16 protein-coding genes are annotated in these 19,499 nt (G+C 61.7%); 9 read left to right on the forward strand and 7 right to left on the reverse strand.

What is annotated here, in order from left to right:
• The 4 genes from ACOVQ0_RS18935 to ACOVQ0_RS18950 all read right to left on the reverse strand — a co-directional run.
• Positions 1–389: response regulator (locus ACOVQ0_RS18935; RefSeq protein ID WP_421888199.1), on the reverse strand; the 389-nt coding region annotated here is incomplete at its 3' end.
• The gene (locus ACOVQ0_RS18940) at positions 389–2,602 is read right to left on the reverse strand and encodes an ATP-binding protein (protein WP_421888202.1); all 2,214 of its coding nucleotides are present in this window, start codon (positions 2,600–2,602) and stop codon (positions 389–391) included. The genes ACOVQ0_RS18940 and ACOVQ0_RS18935, both read right to left, overlap by 1 nt.
• Positions 2,603–2,724: 122 nt before the next feature.
• Positions 2,725–3,387: a response regulator gene (locus ACOVQ0_RS18945; RefSeq protein WP_421888206.1), complete on the reverse strand. Its 663-nt coding sequence runs from the start codon at positions 3,385–3,387 to the stop codon at positions 2,725–2,727.
• The gene (locus ACOVQ0_RS18950; RefSeq protein ID WP_421888208.1) at positions 3,384–4,430 is read right to left on the reverse strand and encodes a sensor histidine kinase; all 1,047 of its coding nucleotides are present in this window, start codon (positions 4,428–4,430) and stop codon (positions 3,384–3,386) included. The genes ACOVQ0_RS18945 and ACOVQ0_RS18950 overlap by 4 nt, the downstream gene beginning before the upstream one ends.
• 150 nt (positions 4,431–4,580) lie before the next feature.
• Between ACOVQ0_RS18950 and ACOVQ0_RS18955 the strand changes: the two genes are divergently transcribed.
• Both ACOVQ0_RS18955 and ACOVQ0_RS18960 read left to right on the forward strand, forming a co-directional pair.
• Positions 4,581–5,165 (forward strand): phosphoribosyl-AMP cyclohydrolase, encoded by a 585-nt coding sequence (locus tag ACOVQ0_RS18955; RefSeq protein ID WP_421888211.1) that lies wholly within the window; start codon positions 4,581–4,583, stop codon positions 5,163–5,165.
• Between the two features lie 97 nt (positions 5,166–5,262).
• Positions 5,263–5,940 carry a DUF2490 domain-containing protein gene (locus ACOVQ0_RS18960; protein ID WP_421888214.1) on the forward strand — a complete coding sequence of 226 codons (678 nt, stop codon included), beginning with the start codon at positions 5,263–5,265 and terminating at the stop codon, positions 5,938–5,940.
• 201 nt (positions 5,941–6,141) lie between these two features.
• Here ACOVQ0_RS18960 and ACOVQ0_RS18965 read toward each other — a convergent pair whose 3' ends face one another.
• The gene (locus ACOVQ0_RS18965; RefSeq protein ID WP_421888216.1) at positions 6,142–6,333 is read right to left on the reverse strand and encodes a hypothetical protein; all 192 of its coding nucleotides are present in this window, start codon (positions 6,331–6,333) and stop codon (positions 6,142–6,144) included.
• Between the two features lie 77 nt (positions 6,334–6,410).
• Here ACOVQ0_RS18965 and ACOVQ0_RS18970 point away from each other — a divergent pair, with 77 nt between their 5' ends.
• The 4 genes from ACOVQ0_RS18970 (at position 6,411) to ACOVQ0_RS18985 (ending at position 11,388) form a co-directional block, all read left to right on the forward strand.
• Positions 6,411–6,617 (forward strand): hypothetical protein, encoded by a 207-nt coding sequence (locus ACOVQ0_RS18970; protein ID WP_421888219.1) that lies wholly within the window; start codon positions 6,411–6,413, stop codon positions 6,615–6,617.
• Between the two features lie 1,253 nt (positions 6,618–7,870).
• Positions 7,871–8,950: a replication initiation protein gene (locus tag ACOVQ0_RS18975; protein ID WP_421888247.1), complete on the forward strand. Its 1,080-nt coding sequence runs from the start codon at positions 7,871–7,873 to the stop codon at positions 8,948–8,950.
• A gap of 168 nt (positions 8,951–9,118) precedes the next feature.
• Positions 9,119–10,321: an AAA family ATPase gene (locus ACOVQ0_RS18980; RefSeq protein WP_421888222.1), complete on the forward strand. Its 1,203-nt coding sequence runs from the start codon at positions 9,119–9,121 to the stop codon at positions 10,319–10,321.
• Between the two features lie 47 nt (positions 10,322–10,368).
• Positions 10,369–11,388, forward strand: coding sequence for a ParB/RepB/Spo0J family partition protein (locus tag ACOVQ0_RS18985; protein ID WP_421888225.1), 1,020 nt, complete (start codon positions 10,369–10,371; stop codon positions 11,386–11,388).
• Here ACOVQ0_RS18985 and ACOVQ0_RS18990 read toward each other — a convergent pair.
• On the reverse strand, positions 11,348–12,166 hold the full coding sequence (locus ACOVQ0_RS18990; RefSeq protein ID WP_421888228.1) for a MarR family transcriptional regulator: 819 nt from the start codon (positions 12,164–12,166) through the stop codon (positions 11,348–11,350). The genes ACOVQ0_RS18985 and ACOVQ0_RS18990 overlap by 41 nt on opposite strands.
• A gap of 317 nt (positions 12,167–12,483) precedes the next feature.
• Between ACOVQ0_RS18990 and ACOVQ0_RS18995 the strand changes: the two genes are divergently transcribed.
• Positions 12,484–13,497: a site-specific integrase gene (locus ACOVQ0_RS18995; RefSeq protein ID WP_421888232.1), complete on the forward strand. Its 1,014-nt coding sequence runs from the start codon at positions 12,484–12,486 to the stop codon at positions 13,495–13,497.
• Positions 13,498–14,097: 600 nt separating this feature from the next.
• On the opposite strand, the gene ACOVQ0_RS19000 is transcribed toward ACOVQ0_RS18995, so the two are convergent.
• The gene (locus ACOVQ0_RS19000; protein WP_421888234.1) at positions 14,098–17,868 is read right to left on the reverse strand and encodes a chemotaxis protein CheB; all 3,771 of its coding nucleotides are present in this window, start codon (positions 17,866–17,868) and stop codon (positions 14,098–14,100) included.
• A 258-nt stretch (positions 17,869–18,126) separates the two neighbouring features.
• On the opposite strand from ACOVQ0_RS19000, the gene ACOVQ0_RS19005 reads away from it, so the two are divergent.
• Positions 18,127–18,651: a helix-turn-helix transcriptional regulator gene (locus tag ACOVQ0_RS19005; RefSeq protein WP_421888238.1), complete on the forward strand. Its 525-nt coding sequence runs from the start codon at positions 18,127–18,129 to the stop codon at positions 18,649–18,651.
• Positions 18,652–18,840: 189 nt separating this feature from the next.
• Positions 18,841–19,335 carry a hypothetical protein gene (locus ACOVQ0_RS19010; protein ID WP_421888241.1) on the forward strand — a complete coding sequence of 165 codons (495 nt, stop codon included), beginning with the start codon at positions 18,841–18,843 and terminating at the stop codon, positions 19,333–19,335.
• Positions 19,336–19,499 lie beyond the last annotated feature (164 nt).

The following is a 19,499-nucleotide window of genomic DNA, read 5'->3' on the forward strand; positions in this document are numbered from 1 at the left end:
TCGATCAGGTTTGCCACCCTGAGAGCGAATTCGAACACATCGAACGGCTTTGTCACAATGTCGCGCGCGCCAAGCGCCAGCGCACGTCGCTTTGCCTCGATCGAAGTATCGGCGGTCAACACCATGATCGGCAGCAGCTCGTCCTCGCGCGTGAGCCGTCCGAGGCTGTCGAGCAGAGCATAGCCGTCAATAGTCGGCATCATCAAATCGAGGAGCACGAGATCCGGGCGAAAGGCCAGATGCCGCTTCGCGGCCTGACGCGGATCGGCGAGTGTTTCGATGTGGGTGTAGCCTTCGCGGGTCAGGACGGCTTGGACCAAAGCAAGATTGGCCGGTTCATCGTCAATGGCGAGGATGCGCGCGTCGAACGCAGATCGGGCAGGGATCATCAGACTCGCTCCGACAAGGCATGTTCCATTGCCACAAGCAACGCCGAAACATCGATCGGCTTGGTCAAGACTGATGACGCTCCGCGCGCTTGCCAGTCGCCCTGCGCGGCAATGGCATCGGCCGTGAGCAAGATCACTGGAAGATCGGGAAGATTTATCTGCAATTCTCGCAGCACCCAGTCGCCTTCCTTGTCCGGCAAATGCAGGTCGAGCAAAATCAGATCGGGCCGATGGCGCCGCGCCAGATCAAGCCCTAACTGCGCCTGCATTGCACTGACCAGGCGCGCCTCCGGCAAATGGCGTGCCACCACGGCCTCGATAAGCTGGGCATTGGCGAGGTTGTCCTCAACCAGCAGAATCGTAACTGGGTGCGGTTCGGCGTGAGCTGTCAGCGTCGCAGTCGGCATCACCGGGCCAGGCAGCGAAACAGTCTGCGTTCGCGGCAGTTCAAACCAGAAGCACGCCCCATCCTGGCCGTCGGCGCGCGGCACATAACCGATCTCACCATCCATCGCTTCGATCAACGCGCGCGAAAGCGACAACCCAAGCCCGGTTCCCTCGCTCCGTGCGGCACCGGCCGCGAGACGGGTAAAGGGCTGGAATAGCTGGCTCGCCTGCTCGGCCTCGATTCCGATGCCACTATCGACCACCTCGACCCGCACACGGGCTCCGACAGCTTGCGCTGTCACCTTCACAGTGCCGCCGTGGTGATTGTACTTGACCGCGTTACTGAGCAGATTGAGCAGCACCTGCAATAAGCGCCGCGGATCGGCGGCGACCGGCGGGAGCCGGCTTGCATCCGTCACAATCGTGATATGCCGGGCTTCGGATTCGGGCAATGACAGTCCAACCGCTTCGGTGATGATCGCCTCGAGTGATGTGGGCGCGATCGCAAGACCAAGCTTGCCAGCCTCGATCCGAGCAATGTCGAGGACCTCGTCGATCAGTGCCAATAGGTGCCGCCCGGCACGCAGGATCTGCTCGATACTGGCCCGATCAGTCTGCCCCGCATTCATCCGGTCTAGCTCCAGAAGCTGGGCAAAGCCGAGGATCGCATTGAGCGGCGTGCGCAATTCATGGCTCATGCGCGACAGGAACAGGCTCTTCGCCGCGCTTGCCTGTTCAGCCTCCTGCCGCGCGAGTTCCAGTGCCTCTTGCGCCCGCCGGCGCTCGGTAATGTCGCGGGTGACTTTGGAAAATCCGCGCAGCGCGCCTGCATCGTCGTACAGCGCCGTTATGACAACATTGGCCCAGAACCGCGTTCCATCTTTGCGCACACGCCAACCTTCGTCTTCGGTACGCCCGTCGCGCACAGCGTCAGCGAGGTTCCGCATAGATCGTTCGCGTCCGTCCTCACCAGGGTAGAAGATCGAGAAATGGCGACCAAGCGCCTCTTCCCCTGTCCAACCCTTGATCCGTTGCGCGCCCATGTTCCAACTGACCACGTGTCCTTCGGGATCAAGCGCAAAGATGCCGTAATCACGCACCCCTTCGATCACGAGGCGAAAGCGCTCCTCGCCATCACGCAGAGCCTGTTCACGGGCACGTAGAAGCTGGCTAGCCTCGGCCATCCGCTCGGCCAGCGCGCCGATTTCATCACCCTCGGCACTACGCGCTGAGAGCGCCTCTCCCTGCGCCAGCAACACCGCATCACTTTCGAGCCGCTGAACCCGGCGCACGATCCCGCTGGAGAACAGAAAGACCGCAAAAAGGCTACCAACAAGCCCGGCCAGCGTCAGCCCGCCGGTCATGATCAACCCATTGCGGCGCACCCAATCAAGCCGATCCTGTCGCGCCGCCAAAAGCTCGCGCTCGCGCGCCTGCATCCCTTCGATCTCGCCGCGTAGCGCATCTAGGATCTGTTTGTTGGCCGCCAGTCCTGTCGAAATGGTGGGGTCGCCGACATTATCTTCACCGCTCCGCGCCCGCGCGGCCAGCAGCAATGCCAGCCCTTCCCGCTTTTGCCCCGCCAGCTCCTCGATCCGCGCGAGACGGGTGGCGGCATCAGCATCGCGCACCGCAGAGCGCAGCCGGGCCGTCACCTGCGGCACCATCTGCTCGGCGCGCTGATAGGGTTCAAGAAAGCGCGGCTCGCCTGTCAGTAGATAGCCGCGAACACCGCTCGAAGCCTCGGCCAGCAGCGCGTGCACTTCATTGACATCGTTCTGAATAGCGATGGTGAGGCGCACGTCCTGTTCGGCGCGCGCCTCCATGCGGCTGATCGCGTAAAGCGCGGCGACTGATCCTAGGAAGATAAGCAGCGGCACCGCCACCACCACCAGCCCCTTTGTGGCCAGCGGGCGATTTGCCCACCATCGTGCGATTTTCCGGTCCATTACGCCAAGCGCCCGCCGCGATGCTCGACCGCGATCACTGCTGCCTGCGTCCGGTCCCTTACGCCGAGCTTGCCAATCACGCGTTCCACATGGGTTTTAACCGTGCCCGGCGTGATCCCGAGCGCCAGCGCGATTTCCTTGTTCGTCCGGCCGCCTGCAAGGGCATCAAGCACTTCGCGTTCGCGAGGGGTGAGGCGTTCAAGCGCGGCGAATGCCGGACTGCGATCCCCAGTGATGACTGCGCGGCGCATCAGTGCTGGCGGATAGGCAACCCCGCCTACTGCGACCTGCTCCAACGCGGCCAGTATGTGTTCCCGCGAAGCGTCTTTGGTCATAAACCCGCGCGCGCCTGCTGCAATTGCGGCGCGCAGATAATCGGCGCTGTCGTGCATAGTAAGGATAATGACGGCGATAGCGGGGTTGGTATCGTACAACTGCCGCGCAGCCTCCAGTCCATCGATCCCGGTGTCGCGTGCACTCGCGCTGAAGCGAATATCGAGCAGAACCAGATCGGGGTTATGCTGGCAGCAAAGCGCAAGGGCCTCCTCGCCGCTCGCCGCCTCGCCGACTACTTCGAAACGCCCGCTGCGTTCGAGCATCGCCCGCAGGCCTTCACGGGCGAGCGCGTGGTCATCGGCTATTACAATCCTGAACGTGCTCATGTTGCGGCAATCTCTGCGAGCAGAGTGCAGCCAGCACCGGGAGCACTTGCGATCGTCAATTTCCCGCCGAGCAACGCGATCCGCTCGCGCATGTAGGCTAGGCCCAGCCCGCCCGCGGCTCCGGCGGGTCGCGGCGCGTTGGGATCGAACCCGCAGCCATCGTCGCGCACTTCCAGCCACCATATCCCGGCGTCAGTTTCGAGCCGCACATTCACGCAAACTTGTGGCCCGGCATGAGCGCGGACATTGCTCAGCGCCTCCTGCACGACCCGGAACAAGGCAGTTTCAAACACCGGGGGCGGCCGTAGCATACCGGCCTTGGGCGCGATTTGGACAACCACGGTAAGGCCGTCCTCTTCAGCTTCCGCGGCAAGCTGATGGAGCGCAGGTACGAGCCCGAGATCATCGAGGACTGGCGGCCGCATGCCGGCGATCACCCTACGCAACTCGCCCACCAGCTCGCGGGATTGATCCCGGGCTTTGGCAAGGTCACGTGAATCGCCATCTTCGGCCAATTCAAGCCGCCGCATCAACGCCGCTGCGCTCTGTGCTACGCCATCGTGCAGTTCGTGCGCGATCCGGCTGCGCTCTACTTCCTGACTGCGCAGCAGTTCACCTAGCAATCGCGTCAGCCGCGCTTCGCGCGCACGCGCAGAGAGGCTTGCCCCAATCAACTGGCACAGGATCGCAAGTGTTTCGCGGTCATCTGCTGATAATGTCCCGCGTCGGCCCTCGAGAACCAGGGCGCCGACCGAGGAGCCGTCACCTCCAGGAGCCGTCAGTGGGAGGCTCAGATGATCGTCACCATCGGGGCCGATCCCCTCGCCTCCAACAACGCGGCCTGTGGCATACCCTGCCAGATGTGCGGCAGAGCGCGCAACATCGGCCACGGCGGCATCCATGGTATCAGAAGTGGCCGCTGCAAGTGCCTGTCCCGCCTCTACGAGCACTCGCAAACGTGCCGCGCGTGCTTCGGCAGCACGGTAAAGCGCGCGCAGATCAGCGGCTCTTTGGGGCAGGTCAGAGGTAGCAGGCGGGACCATAAGCCTTTCTGGATAGCCGGATGAGCCCGTTTGTCATACGCCATTCGGCATAGGCCAACCGGCAAGCCATGCGGCTGACGCGGCCTTCCTGGCGCACGCCCATCTTGAAAGCACCAGCAGGCATCAGCCTGTAGCAGATGGAGCAACCCCATGAAAAAGAGCCTATTCGTTCTCACCGCCGCTTCGATGGTCGTGGCCTGCACTCCGGGTTACGCCAAGGAGAAGGCGCACGCTTCAGCCACGCCGGTTGAACAGAACGTCAACTGCATTACCGAAAAGGAAGTCGTTGCTGCACAGAAGGCGTGGGGCGAGGGCATCGTGAAGATTGGCAAGGTCTATTCGGAAGGCGGCGATTACAGCGGTGCTGCTGCGGCCCATATCGACCGGTTCTATGCGTATGATCTCAGCCTCGTCCTTTTTAAGCCCACGCTGGCATCGGTCGATCAGTTCCGAACCTCTTTCGATTCGGCGCTGTCCTACTTTGTCGGTGGCAACGAAGCCTATCCCGAAGACAAGGGCTTCGCCATCAAGCCGTGGAGCAAGGTACGGTGGAAGAACGTCGGCATCACCAACAATGCCTGCACGATGGCAGTCGCTATGGGCAATTACTTCTTCACTCCGGCCGGGGCTTCCTCGGAAACAAAGGTCGAATATACCTTCGGTTATATCCGCGGGCCGCAGGGTGATCTGAAGATCGTCGTGCACCAGTCGTCGGTGCCATACAACGGCGCCTGACGCTTGCCGGTCCCTGCGGGGATCACTACGGAGCGCGGGCTTCCCTGTCAGCGGTCGCATAGCTCGCGCTCCACCTGCCTTTGCAAGGTTGTTTTTCATGTCCCTTCGTCGGATTTCTTGCGGCATGGCGGCGCTGTTTGCCGCTTCGGTCGCCTCCCCTGCCCAAGCCACCGAAGATGATTTTAACGTCTGGCTCGGTCAATTTGCCACCATCAATGCTACCGATAAGGCCTATGTCCGTATCGAGGCGCAGGAGCGTTTCACCAATGACGCTGACCGGCTCGGCCAATTGTTGCTGCGCTCTTTGGTCGGCTATCGCATCGACAAGGACGTAAACATCGGAGCGGGATATGCCTATGTCCGCACTGATCCAGTCGGACCTGCCCAACTCAACGAGCACCGCTTCTATCAGGAATTGAATGTCCGGCTCCTCTCTACCGAGGGCGGCGTGACGCTGGATTCCCGTACCCGCCTGGAACAGCGGACGTTCGAGGAACGCGAGGACACATCATGGCGACTGCGCAATTTCGTCCAGCTGCGGGTGCCAGTAAGCCAGAATAACAAGATTGTCGCCTATACTGAGCCGTTTCTTGATCTCAATGAAACGGGGGTACAGCGCGGCGGGCTATCAATATGGCGCAACTTCGTTGGCCTATCAATTCCGCTTGCTAAGAACATCGAGATTGTCCCAGGCTACCTTAACCAGCATGTGTTCCGCGAAGGAGAGGACCGGTCTGATCATACCTTGAACATCAATTTGTTCACGACGTTTTAGTTTTATTCCGTCTTATACTTATTGCGGCTTGTAATACGAGCCGCAGATGTCATTCTGATCGCTCCGGCTGCAATCCGAAACCGGTTGTAGGGCCCACTTGACTGTCATTGAGTCAGCCGGGCGGTGATTGCCTCAGCTCTGTGGTGACAAGGGGCTTAGCGCAAGCGTAGCCTTGCGCACCTCGCAGTTCTCGCGCCGGGTTCAGTTGGCGGTTGCAGCGCTTCGGCCAAGGATGCTGCCCAGTGGATCGTTCATTATCGGGCTAGTGATAGCAGTAGCGTTGCCGATGAGGATGGAAAGCCCGCGCGCACGAAGCCGTGCAGGCGTGCGGCGTTCCGCTGCTGCTGCGAGTAGCACTGGCATCGTGGGTGTTGAGGGTTCGGCTCGCTTCACTCCCCCCCCCCCCTCCCCTCCCCGGTTACATGGGTCTGCCTACTGCGGCCCGGTCCGTGCTGCTGTGAGGCGGCGGCGTGTTCCATGGCACTGCCCAGGCGGCCCTCTTCGTAACTTTCTCGGACAATGAGAAGCTCCTCGGTTTTGTCAGGCAGGACACCAAGATCCACCTCGGCAACGCCAAGACGACAATAGTTCGTTATGTCACCGCGATCGGCCATCTGTGCTGCCCTCGTGCGGCGCTCGGCAATGGCAACCATGTTGCCGTACCGATGCCCTTGTGACTTCCTACCGCCCTCCCCTTCCCCTTCTGCTGGATCCGATAATGACCTTCGCAGACAGTCTAGCCCCGTCGCCGAGAGCGCCGGCAGTGCCTCGTTCGCTGCACCTGAGTCAGGCTGCGGGCATGGAGTGTACAGGCCATGCAAGGAACGCCCGGTAAGCAGCGGGGCAACTTGGCTCTCAGCAATTCCCGTTGATTGCAGCTATTGTTTGCGAGGGTAGCTTTGCGGTCGGCTTCGTGCGAGGCGCCGGCTTCGCAGGATAACTGGCATCAGCTTTGTGCTCGCTCACTGTAGGCGGCAATTGGCCTGACAGAACTGATGGATGCGATTGTGAGCGAATCTCGAGTTTCCGGACCGGGGACCGTTGCTCAGAACATGATAGGGGGATTGCGGCACCCTTGATCTCAGTAGATGGGTTTCGCTCCTAGTGCGTAGCCTCAGGTCGCTAGAATTGGCAGCACTGGCTGGGAGTGGAGACCCCTAGCAGTGCCCGGCGTTTTCGAGATTGTCAGTTATGTGCGCAATGTCCGTCCTGTGTGGGCGGGTAACAAACTTCCGGACCGGCTCCGCTTGACGCCCCCCCTGCCCTACTCGGTTGGCTATCGTTAGCTAGCATCGTGGTCAGTAGGACCACTAGAGATGGTCAGCTGATCAACTCTCATGCTGGCGTCGTTGCCGATCGCTTGAGCGCCTGGCTATCCTAAAACTATCTCAAAAAAACGCCGCTGCTTGCAGCGGGAGGATTCCTGATTCTAGGGATTCAGATTCAGAGGAAAGTTTTATCAGAAATTCAGTGATGTGGATCACTTCGCCTGACCTGTTGGGGGCATTTGGCTGACTTGGTGGGGGCGCCATCCTGACCTGTTGGGGGCGCATGCCTGACCCGGTGGGGTAATCCTGACTTCTTGGGGGTCGGGATTAGCCGGCGAGGTTTTTGCGTCGACCCGGGGCGATTTGGCGGAGCTGGTGGGTCTGGTATAGCCTTTGTCGTTGTTGCAGGCTTGCGATCCGCGCCTCCAATGAGGCCCGTGATTCGCCGAAGGGATCATGGCCTGTGGTTCCTGACCTTTTGGGGGCTACGTCGCTGCCGAGTTCCTGACCTGACCTGACCTGACTTGACGAGGCGGGTCAGGTCAGGCAGCACCTCGATCGTGAGAATCAAGCTGCGACGGTGATATGGCATGGAAACCGGCGAGAGCCCAACAGTCGAGGTTTCCTCGGAGAAGTCTGATGAGGGCTCTCCCGGCCGGGCCATGCGGGTTGCCGCAGCGCTTAAAGCCAAGGGCGGCGACGAATTCGCTAAGCCGGGCAACATCATTGAGATCAAGTTCGTCAAGGGCGAGTCGCTGAGCCTAACCGCTTCCAGGCTTTTGGCCCTTATGATTCTTACCGCCGGCGGTGATGCCTGGGAGGATAGGCCCCATCGCATCCGCAAAGCCGACATCCGTCGCGGTCATAAAGGCAACGAGCGGATCAGCGACATGCTTCAGGAACTTCACCGGACACTCTTTGCAGTGGACGACAGATCCTGGCGTGGAAAGAAGGCAACGCTACTGTTCTCCTTGATCTCAAGGTCCAAGGAAGAGACCGACGAGGACGGAGGCGAGACAGGATGGATTGAGTGGGAGTTTACGCCAGACGCCCGCAAGCTTATCCAAGCTTCCGAAACCTATGCAGTGCTTAACCGGCAAGCGGTTCTTGGTTTCCGATCGAACTATGCATTGAAGCTCTATGAGCTCGGAGCCCTTCGTCTCCATCGGCGACAGGCTACTTGGAAGGGTGATATGCAAGCCTTGCGGGCTGCGCTTGGCATTCCCCCTGAGGTTTACACGGACTTTGCTCAGCTCCGCCGCAAGGTGCTCGAGAAGGCGAAATCTGAAATTGACCAGCTTGCCCATTTCCGGGTCGAGTGGCGCGAAATTCGGCAAGGACGGACTGTTACCGAGCTAGAATTCCGGTTTGAACCGAAAGGTGCGCCGGAGGTGCTCGAGACAGTCGATGAGCTCGACCGCCATTCTGCGGGCCGGCAAGCGAGACGTGACGGATCCGTCGAAAAGGTCGCTGAAGGGCAGGGCGCTTTACCACCGGCCCCCCAAGCGCAGATCGTGAAGAAGGCATCCGAACTTACATTCCCGAGCGGCACGCTTCGCTTCGGGCATGATGAGTTGCTCGAAATTGGCCGCAACTATGGCGGTGGTTGGGATGTGGATCTGATCGCTGGGGGCTTCCGGGACCACATGGGAGACCGCCTTCAGAAGCTCAGGGGAGCAAAATTGCTGGCAGCGTGGAAGGGCTTTTGCGAGGGCTGGTTCAATCGCCGGGGACGGCCCTGACCAGCGCAAATTGCACGCGTGCAATTTGGGGTCCCCCACCGAGTCAGGATAGAGCGCTCAGGGCCCAAAATCTGACCGAAAAGGCGGCTGCACTTTCGAAATTTCCGAATTTCTTGACCGAAAAGTGCAAGTGGGTGTAGCACGTGCCTAATTGCGAAAGGAGGGCATGTGTCTAACGGACTTCAGCTCGAAGAGGTTGAGCGTTTGGTCTCGGTGGCGACGCTCGCTGGCAGAACCTCGTCTGTGCTCGAAAAGCTGCGTGATTCTGCACGCAGCGCGCGCTCGGACACTCGCCGGGAGCCAACGTTCACAATCGGAAAGGCGGCTGAGCTCGTGGGGCGAACCCCTGCGGCAATCCGGGATGCCGAGAAGGACGGGCGCCTGCCTGAACCGGCGAGGACGGACAGTAACCGGCGTGAAAGGTACACTCTTGCTCAGTTGAATGACATGCGGGGTGTCTTTGGTACGCGGCCCTACAGAGCCCCTGATGACCCGTGCTGCGTGGTGGCGGTCCAGAACTTCAAGGGAGGTGTCGGGAAATCCACTTTGGCCGTCCATCTCGCGCAGTATCTCGCCATCAAAGGTTATCGTGTCGCGCTCATTGATTGTGATAGCCAGGCCTCGGCGACCACTCTTTTTGGTTACGTACCCGATCTTGATCTGAGCGAGGATGATACGCTCTACCCATTCCTTCGTGAGGGAGAGCGGTCTTCCTTGGACTACGCACTGCGCAAGACGCACTTCGATGGTCTTGAGTTGATCCCGGCCAATCTTCGCCTGTTCAACTCGGAGTATGAGCTTGCTGCGAGAATGGCGCAGGGGAATGGGGCGCTTCTCGACCGCCTCAAGGAGGGCATTGAGAGCATTTCAGATCGCTTCGATGTCATTGTTATGGATCCGCCGCCCGCTCTAGGAGCGATTTCGCTGTCAGTGCTGCGGGCTGCTAATGCCTTGGTGGTCCCTGTCCCGCCCACAGTGATGGACTTCTCGTCGACTGCGGCTTTCCTGTCGATGCTCGACGAGACCATCGAGCAGCTTTCTGATCGCGGGCTAGCACCGGAATTGACGTTTCTGCGTTTTGTGGCCTCCAAAGTCGACGAGAATAAGTCGATGCAGAAGGAGCTTCTGCAGTTGATGCGGACGCTATTCGGGCATGCAATGGTCCGGACTCCGCTCAAAGACTCGGCCGAAATTGATAACGCAACGGCCCGGCTGATGACGGTCTATGAACTCGACGGTCCTGCCACCAGTTCAGCGGTGCGCAACCGCTGCCTGAACTATCTGGACGGGGTGAATTCGGAAATTGAGGTCGACATCCGATCGATGTGGCCCAGCCATCAGAAGCGCCTTCGGCAGGAGGCTTTGGCATGAACCACCGGAAAATTGCACGCGTGCAATTCTGCTAATGGGAGGCTTGCGTGAGTAGGAAAAACAGCGGTTTTGCTGCCGATCTGGCCGCAGGCATCGATCTGACTGATGATGCTGCGGCGCCGCGCCGATCGGCCATTGCGTCGAACGTCCTTACAGGGCGGTCCAATCGTCTTGCTGATCTGGCGTCCGGGGCAATTGTGTCTCGCACGCATGAACTCGTAGATCCGGCAAGGTGCCGAATGTGGAGCGGCCACAACCGCGATTATGCGTTGCTCAACGAGGAGCGCTGCGCCGATCTCATCGAGAGCATCAAAGCTCAGGGGCGCCAGGAAATTCCAGCAATTGTGCGCCGTCTTTCGGGGGAAGACGGTTATGATTTCGAGGTCATCTGCGGGGCGAGGCGGCATTGGTCGATAAGCTGGCTGCGCGCGCATAACTACCCTGATTTTAAGTTCCTTGTCGATGTGCGGGAAATCGGCGACGAAGAGGCGTTTCGGCTTGCAGATATCGAGAACCGAGCGCGCGATGATCTTACCGACTTTGAGAGGGCAAAGGATTATCTGCGGGCGCTGACAGCCTATTATGAAGGGCGTCAGAAAACTATGGCTGAGCGGCTCAAGGTGTCCGAGAGCTGGCTCACGCGATATCTTGATCTTGCCAGGCTTCCCGAAGAGTTGACGAGGGCGTTCGCCAGTCCCCAAGAGCTTGGCATTCGCAATGCAATTGCTCTCAAGGCGCTCCTCAAGCCAGGCGACCGCAAAGAGCGCGCGTTTCGGGAGGCCGCCCGCCTTGCCGAATTGCGCGAGCATGGCGGTCAGTCAATGACTGTCCTCGAAGTGATCAAGGCGCTTACGCTCGCGGCAGACCCCCCCAAGAAGTCAGGATCCCCCAAGAGGTCAGGTAAGGCTGAAACCATCGCCAATTCCGTTGGTATGCCTGTTCTCCGAATTGAGGGTGCTGACCGCAAGGGTGTGCGAATAACGCTGCTAAATAGGGGCGGGGCTACGCGCACGGAAGCGGAAGAGGCTATTCGCGCAGTGCTCGATCAGCACTGGCCGGCAGGATAGCACGATCTGACGGGCGTAAAATCACTAGGCCCGCCTCCTCGAGCGCTCCAACCGACTGGGACGCTGTGCGCTTTGTAACACCAAGGCCCCGTGCGAGCTCAGATCTTGTCAGGGGGCCGAGGCTGGCAATGATGCGCCAAGCGCGAGGGGCTGAGGATGAAGCGTATAGTCCGGTAAGCGCCTTGTCGCCAAGGGTCGTCGCCTTGTGCATTGCTCGCAAATCCTCTTCCGCTGTAACAAAGGCAGCCTGAAGCGCCGCGCGGAGCAGGGCGGGGAGGGGCTCTTCCGGCCGTTCGCGGAACAGAACCCGCGGCATCAAGCCCGCAAACGTCAGAGGCGCTGAGCCGAGGCCAAACAGGTGAGGGCGCACGGCTGCCGCTAGCGATGCAGCCCAAGCAGCAGATCTGGGTGCCGGGCGCGTGATCACCATGCCGCCGACTTGAACAACTTCGCTCCCGCCCTCGAGGAAGTCGAGTTCCTCGGTGCGCAGTTCGTCAAGCCACTCAAGCAAGGTGCTGATGGCGTCGCTACTGGGCAGCAGGGTGTCGAGCCGCGCAAGCGCACTGTCGGCCGCTTCAAAAGCACTTGTGAAGCCTTCGGTCTGAGATTTTGCCGCCATCACCTGTCTGGCCGCCTTGGCTAGGGGAGGGGGCGCGCGCCGGGATATCCATGAGAGGAATTGACGGCGTTCCTCGGAATGCCAGGTGCGGACCAGTTCCTGCGCTTCAGGGCCCGGATTGTGCTCAGGTCCAAGATTATCAAACACATAGCTGCGCACATGCGCGTGCCACAGCCGGCGGAGCGAGCGCAGGGCAAGGCATTCGGCAAGCTCTGGCGATAGGAAGGGGAGGGCGCCTTCGATCCGCGCAAGTGTGATTTGCCAGGGGGGAGGGGAGGGGGGCACGCGCTCAACAGTATACGAACGACACAAAAAGTATACCGTGCTTTGACGAATATATTGCTGTCCGATAAGCGCCCTTCACGGACGACAACATATTCTCTATAAGGCACCGCAGAAATCGCCGGAATTGGGCCCGGGTGGGCGCGGGCAGGGCGCGCGGAAGCGCCTGCGCCTTGCCAAGTTGGGAAATTGTTGTGGCAGACGATGAACACAGCACGGGTTTGCGCCGGGAGAGCGATGACGCGCTGGCGCCCCTCGCGCAGGCGCTCCCGCCGCAGCTGGCAGCCGAGATTGCAGCGGCGCGCTCGTACCGGGCCCGCTCCAAGGCGGCCAACACAGTGCGCGCCTATGACAGCGACTGGCGCCAGTTTGAAAGCTGGTGCTGGCAGCGCAGTCTCGATCCACTGCCGGCCATGCCAGAGGTCGTTGCGACCTACCTTGCTTCGCTTGCCCAAGCGGGGAGGGCGGACAGCACGATCGGGCGGCATCTGGCGGCGATTGCCTGGCACCACCGGCAGGCCGGCGAAGCTGCGCCTCAGCACCGCGATCCGCGCGATGTGATCGCTGATACGCTCGCCGGCATTCGCCGGGAGCAGCGCGCGCGGCCGACGCGCAAGAAAAGCGCGATCCTCGCCGCCGATCTGGCGCGAATGATTGCTGCTGCTGAAGGGCAGAGCCCGCGGGCGATCCGGGACCGGGCCGTGATGGCGTTGGGGTTGGCTGCGGCGCTGCGGCGCTCGGAGCTCGTGGCGCTGCAACTCGCCGATCTTGAACTGGTACGCGAAGGGCTCAAGCTGACCATTCGGCATTCGAAGACCGATCAGGAGGGGGAAGGGCAGGTCATCGCTGTGCCATCGGGCAAGGTACTCAAGCCCGGCCCCCGGCTTAACGAATGGCTCAGCGTCAGGGGAGGGGAGGCGGGTCCTCTGTTCTATCGCACCGACGCGCAGGGGATCATGACCAAGGAGGCGATGTCCGATCGCTCGGTTGCCCGGCTCATCCAGCGCTATGCCGAAAAGGTCGGGCTCGACCCTGCCGCGATAGGTGCGCACTCATTGCGCTCGGGGTTCCTCACCGAAGCCGCAAAAGCCGGAGCTTCACTGCCCAAGATGCAGGAGGTCTCCCGCCAGAAGAAGGTCGAGGTCCTGCTCGGCTACGTCCGCGACGCTGCGTTGTTCGAAAACCATGCCGGCCAGAGCTTTCTTTAGCTCCGCGGCGGCGTAATTTGGGACTTTTCAGTCGTTCAATTGCGATTTGTCTAGCGGCAGGTTTCGCCAAGAGCGGACAACGAGCGATTTTCTGACCAGCTCGGCAACGCGACCGCAACTGAGCCGGTTGTTGAACGGCAAGTCCCGCGGCGGTTAGAGGTGGAAAGCAGGGGTCCAATCAAGCAATCAGCATCGGCAGTTTTCGACCCAGACCCGGTCCCTCTCCACCGCCCATAAGAATACCCGCTCCTTGACAAAAAGCGGCTGTAGAGAAAGTGGCGGATGATTACTGCCGCAAAGCTTGGCAATCGAGGTCTGCCTTGTGGTCTTGTGGGCTAGGGTGTCAGTCCGCATCCGCCGGACTAGAGCACTTTCCGACCAATCTGACCCACCCTGACGGAGCCGAATTGGGCGCGGGGCAAGGCGAGAGGACCGAGCGATGCAGCGCATCGTGAGCGAGCATCAACGCAGCCCTGCGCCCAATTCGGCCCGCCCCGGCAGGGTCGCGTTCTGAAGCCCGCTGGCGTCGTCACGCCGCTTGCAGGGGCAACCAAAGCCCCTGCGGCCCGCCATTCCTGTCCAGCGGACTTCAGAACGCGATCAGGGTGGGTCAGATTGGTCGGAAAGTGCTCTAAGCAGCTTCGCGATCGCGGCATCAACATCGGCGGCGGCAGCCGGCTTGCTCAGCATGATGCAATTGGCACGCTGGATCTTCGCGAGCGTCTCCTTGGCGATATCGCCGGTGAGCACGATCCCGGGGACGTCGCGGCCGAGCCGAGACCGCAGGACGGCAAGCACCTCGATACCATTCATGCCTCCCGGAAGGTTGTAGTCAGTCATGATCAGGTCTGGGGGCGGCGCTCCGTCAGCCAGCAGCGCCAGCGCGGACGGGCCGTCCTTGGCCGAGATCACGCGATGGCCGTTTGCAGCGAGCAGGAACTCCAGCGCATTTCGCACGCCCTGATCGTCTTCAATCAGAGCTATCACCTTGCCAGTTATCGTAGCGAGGGATGGCGTCCGCGTCGCACAATCAGGTGGAGACGCCGCCTGCGGTGCCGATCCGCGCGCCACCATGACCGAAAACACCGAACCCTGATCGGGCCATGACCGTACCCTGATCGGATGGCCGAGCACCTGGCCCAGTTCGCGCACGATCGTCAGACCCAGTCCGAACCCGCGTTCGCGCTCTCGCGCCGGGTTGTCGACCTGATGGAACTCCTCGAAGATCGGCTCCAGTTGATCGGCAGCGATCCCGATACCGGTATCCCACACCTCAATCCGGATCATGTCTCCGCAATGACGGCACCCCAGCAGGATCTTGCCATGCGGCGGTGTATACTTGATTGCATTCGCAAGAAGGTTGCGCAGCATCACTTCAAGCAGCCGCGGATCGCTGAACAGGATGTGCCGTGTGGGCACCAGACGCAGCGTGACCGCGGCCTTTTCGGCAAGCGGCCGGAATTCCGTCTGGAGCCGGGTCAGGATATCGGCGGCGGCAAAGGCCTTCTTCTCGATCTGGAGGACGCCGGATTCGATCTGGTTGATATCGAGCAGCGAGTTCAGCATGCCCGTCATCGAGTCCAGCATGACGTCAAATTGCATGACTAGCTCGCGCGAAGCCTCGTCATCGAGGCGTTGGAGCAGGTTTTCCTGGAGCAGCTTGAGCGATTGCAGCGGCTGGCGCAGGTCATGGCTGGCGACCGCCAGAAAGCGCGATTTGCCGCGATTGGATCGCTCCGCCGCCCGCCGCGCCTCTTCTAGTGCGATCCCCGCCCGGCGGCGTTCGGTGATCTCGATGAAGGTGATCACCACACCTTCCACGCGGTCGTCATGGGTGCGGTAGGGGAAGATCCTGCGCTGAAACCACGAGTCGCCCGGCCCGCTGATCTCCCGCTCGATGGTATTGCTGTCGCGCAGCACGATCCGGGCATCGCCGAGCAGCATGTCGTCATCGGCAAGCGGCTGGAGATCGGCCAGCGGACGGCCGATGTCACCGGGGATGACATTGAAGATCGCTCGCGTGGCAGGCGTAAAATAGCGAATGCGCAGCTCCGCATCGAGAAACAGCGTCGCGACATTGGTGCTGTAGAGGATGTTCTGGAGGTCGTCCGAGGCTACCCGCTGCCGGTCCAGCGTTTCCTGAAGCTGGCTGTTGAGCGCGATCAGCTCCTCGTTCAGCGATTGCAGTTCCTCCTTCGAGGTCAGCAGTTCCTCGTTGGTGGACTGGAACTCCTCGTTGACCGAAAGCGCCTCGTCATTGATCGCCTTCTGCTCGAGCACCAGCGCATCGCGGCTCTGGATCGCCTTGAGCAGTTCGGCATGGGCCGCCTCAAGGTCGTGTTCCAGTTCGCGTATCTGGGCATCGGTCCTGTCGTCTGCCGACGCGTGCCTTTCGCTCTCCGGCACCACTTCCTCGACGAAGCTGACAAGCTTCAAGTCCTCTCCGTCATTTTCGAGGTATTTGACAGTGATGGTGCAGAAGGCCGCTTGCCCGTCGACCGCAATCTGGCACCTCTTGGTCCTGACGATCGGGCGCTGCCGATCGGCGCGAGCAATGGCGAAGCGCAGGGTCGCCCGCAGGCCCACTGGCACCAGTTCGAGCAGATCGAGCGTGGGCGGCCCGGCCGCAACCTTGAGATAGCGGCTGACCGGGCCCACGGAATAGAGGCACTGGCGCTGGGCGTTGATCAGCAGGCTTGCCGGACCGAACAGCTCCACCACGTTGTCGCGGCACAGGTTGGCATATGCAGCCTGTCGCGACAACTGTTGCTTGGCGTCCTTGGCGTCCAGCCGGGGGAGGGTCTCCACGAAGCTCAGGGGAAAAGGCACTTCGCCCAACTTGCTCTGCGTGACGTGGCGGTAGATCCGCTCGCCCTCGTGCAGCACCGCAAAGCGATCGGTCGCCTGACCGGGCGTTTCGGCAAGGCCGAGCATCAGGAGGCCGCTCTCGCGCAGTGCGAAGTGGAACAGCGAGATGACCTTGGCCTGCGCTTCGGGCTTGAGGTAGATCAGCAGGTTGCGGCACGACACCATGTCCATGCGCGAGAACGGCGGATCGGTGAGGACATCCTGCACGGTGAACACCACCGATCCGCGCAGGCCCGAGGTGACGCGGTAGCCGTTGTCCTCGGCCACGAAATAGCGGGCCAGCCGGTCAGCGGGAATTTCGTCGGCAATAGTGAGCGGATAGAACCCCTCACGCGCCACCGCGATGGCCTGTGCGTCGATGTCGGAGGCGAAGATCTGGAGCTTGATGTCGCGCCGGGATGCCATGATGGCATCGCGCAGGATCATGGCGAGCGAATAGGCTTCCTCGCCCGTGCTGCACCCCACCACCCAGACCCTCAGCGCCTGATTGGCGGCCACGTTCCCGATCAGTTCGGGGACGATCTCGCGTTCCAGCAATACGAACACGGCGGGATCGCGGAAAAAGCTGGTGACGTTGATCAGCAAGTCCTGCGCGAGCTGCGCGCATTCCTCCTGATCGCTGGCCAGTCCCTCGCGATACTGCGCAAGCGCGCCTGCGGGCAGGCCGCGCAGACCCATGCGGCGCTGGATCCGGCGTTCGAGTGTCCCGCGCTTGTAGGCGCTGAAATCCTGCCCGGCCTTTTCGCGCAGCAAGGCGATGATCGCCTGGATATTGGCCTCGTCGCGCTGTCGGGCGTGCATCAGCGGGGGTGCCGTTGTGGCCGCGATCACCTGTGCAATGCGCGAGAGTTCCTGCGGTATCCCGACCAGCGGCACCACCGCATCGGCAAGGCCCGTCACCACCGCGTTGCGCGGCATCCCGTCATATTCGGCTTCCTCGGGTTCCTGCACGATGATGTGCCCGCCGCTCTGCTGAAGCGCGACCAGCGCGCCGCTGCCGTCCGATCCGGTGCCGGACAGGATGACAGCCACCGATCGTGGGCCGCATTCCTGCGCCAGCGACCGGATCAGGAAATCGATCGGCAGGCGCACGTGGCGCGGCTCGCGCGGCTTTGACAGGTGCAGCACGCCATAGCGCACCGCGATAAACTGGCCCGGCGGACAGATGACGAGTTCGTCAGGGGCAAGCGCCATGCCCTCTTCGGCCTGCTTGATCCGCATACCTGTGTGGTGGGCGAGCAGTTCAGCCATCTGGCTTTCGTGATTCGGATCAAGGTGCTGCACCAGCAGGAAGGCCATGCCGGTCGGATCGGGCAGGGCATCGAGCAGACCCCCCACGGCATCCAGACCGCCTGCCGAAGCGCCGATTGCGACAATCGGGAAAGCCGCAGGCGAGCCGCTGCGGCGCCGCCCCGGCTTCTCTCCGCGGCCGGTCTTCCCGGTTTGCGGCATCGCCCCGTCGGGTCGGTCGCCCTCGGCGTCAGGAACGGGGGTGTCCGACATCAGGAGAGCGCCGTAGCAGCAAATAACGGTGCTGGCATACTGTAATTCTACCGGTGCCGTGGCGGAGGCTTGGTCCCGCGTTCTCAGGGAATTTGCGGATGGCGGGCGAGCCGCGCCTTCCGGCATTCAGCCGCCCTATGGGTCAGGACGCGCCGCGGTTCACCTGCGGGGGCGATGCTGACGCGATAGGGAGGGGATCCGATGCCATCAGCCGGAATGACCGGAGCAAGCCCGTTGTCGGGGTACGAGATCGGCGCTTTGCTGGACTGCCTTTCGCGGCTGGACGGCAAGCTGCGGGTGATCGCCGACCGGGACGGGCGGGTGCTGACCAGTTCGGCGGAAGCGCTCGACGATGCCGGCGGCAATGCGGCGCAGATGCTTGAACTGGCCGCGATGCAGCTGAGCCTGTCCGATGCCGCATCGCGGCTGCTGGCGGTGCGCGGGCGCGACACGGCGATCGCGATCGTGCCGTCTTCGCCCGCCGGCCCTTCGCTGATCATCCGCGCGGCGGCGGTGGATGCCGATCATGTCTGTCTGGTGATGGCCATGCCGGGCCAGACCGCCCCGGGGCGGATCGGCGAATTGCAGGCGCTGTTTGCCCTCACTCTCAGCGAAGCGCAGATCGTGGTCGATCTGATGCGAGGACTCCCTCCGCAGGTGATTGCGCAGAATCGCAGCAATTCGATCCACACGATTCGGGCACACATCAGACAATGCCACCAGAAGATCGGTGTAAGCAGCAGAGAAGAGCTGTTCAATCGCATTGCTATCGCCTGTATCTAATCAATTATTACTAATTAACCTGTATTATATTTGTATATTTGCGACATGTAGAAATATTTCGTTTAGTATATTTCCGGATACTCGCTTATTTTCATAAGTCCCATCTTTGCCTTGTCATCCCGGATCACCCGATCCTGCCGATGACACCACCGCCCGGCCGATCAGGCCCGGCAGGCGCAAGGAGGGATCATGTCCGCTATCAGGAAGGCCGCAGGCCGCAGCACCGCGTTGCTGACGATGCTGACCGCCGGGCTGGCGCAGCCGGTGCTGGCTCAGCAGCCGCCCCCGCCCGCGCCGCCTGCCGAGGCGCCGGTCGAAGACGGCGAGATCATCTATTCCCGCGATGTCCATCACACCATCGGCGCGGCCTATATTCCCGGTGAGACCGATACGGCGGTCACCGCGCCGACCGGGGCGATCATCGGCACCATCGCCCTTGGCCTTGCACCGCTGACCGACGGCGAAGGGGCCAGCATCACGGCCTCGCTGCCGGCCGCCTTCGCGGCGCTTGGCGCCACCGAATTGCAGCAGGCAGGCGGGCAGAGCGCGCTTGATGGCGGGCTTGGCCAGTTCATTGTCAGCGAGACCTCGTCCGGCTCGGCCGGATCGGCGATCAGTTCGGCCATGGGGGCGCTGTCGGGGGCGCTGGAAAGCCTCTCGGCCATTCCGGGAGGTCGGCCATGATCGGCGTGCATCAGCGCCGCTGGCTGACGGCTGTCGCCCTCATCGCCGGGCCGCTCGTGCCGGCTGAGGAGCTTGCCGGACAGGAAGCCGCAGAGCCGGTCAATGAGGTGATCATCGCCGCCAACGAAGGTGCGGGCCACACCGGGCGCCTAGCGGTCAACATC

The organism is Novosphingobium sp. (assembly GCF_049240505.1).
In the GTDB taxonomy this organism is placed as follows: domain Bacteria; phylum Pseudomonadota; class Alphaproteobacteria; order Sphingomonadales; family Sphingomonadaceae; genus Novosphingobium.

Excerpts from the sequence above, each read along its gene's own strand:
- ACOVQ0_RS18940 (WP_421888202.1), bottom strand. The coding sequence starts at position 2,602 with ATGGAGGCGCGCGCCGAACAGGACGTGCGCCTCACCATCGCTATTCAG.
- ACOVQ0_RS19010 (WP_421888241.1), top strand. The coding sequence starts at position 18,841 with ATGTCCGCTATCAGGAAGGCCGCAGGCCGCAGCACCGCGTTGCTGACG.
- ACOVQ0_RS18950 (WP_421888208.1), bottom strand. The coding sequence starts at position 4,430 with ATGGTCCCGCCTGCTACCTCTGACCTGCCCCAAAGAGCCGCTGATCTG.
- ACOVQ0_RS18945 (WP_421888206.1), bottom strand. The coding sequence starts at position 3,387 with ATGAGCACGTTCAGGATTGTAATAGCCGATGACCACGCGCTCGCCCGT.
- ACOVQ0_RS18975 (WP_421888247.1), top strand. The coding sequence starts at position 7,871 with ATGCGGGTTGCCGCAGCGCTTAAAGCCAAGGGCGGCGACGAATTCGCT.
- ACOVQ0_RS18955 (WP_421888211.1), top strand. The coding sequence starts at position 4,581 with ATGAAAAAGAGCCTATTCGTTCTCACCGCCGCTTCGATGGTCGTGGCC.
- ACOVQ0_RS18960 (WP_421888214.1), top strand. The coding sequence starts at position 5,263 with ATGTCCCTTCGTCGGATTTCTTGCGGCATGGCGGCGCTGTTTGCCGCT.
- ACOVQ0_RS19000 (WP_421888234.1), bottom strand. The coding sequence starts at position 17,868 with ATGTCGGACACCCCCGTTCCTGACGCCGAGGGCGACCGACCCGACGGG.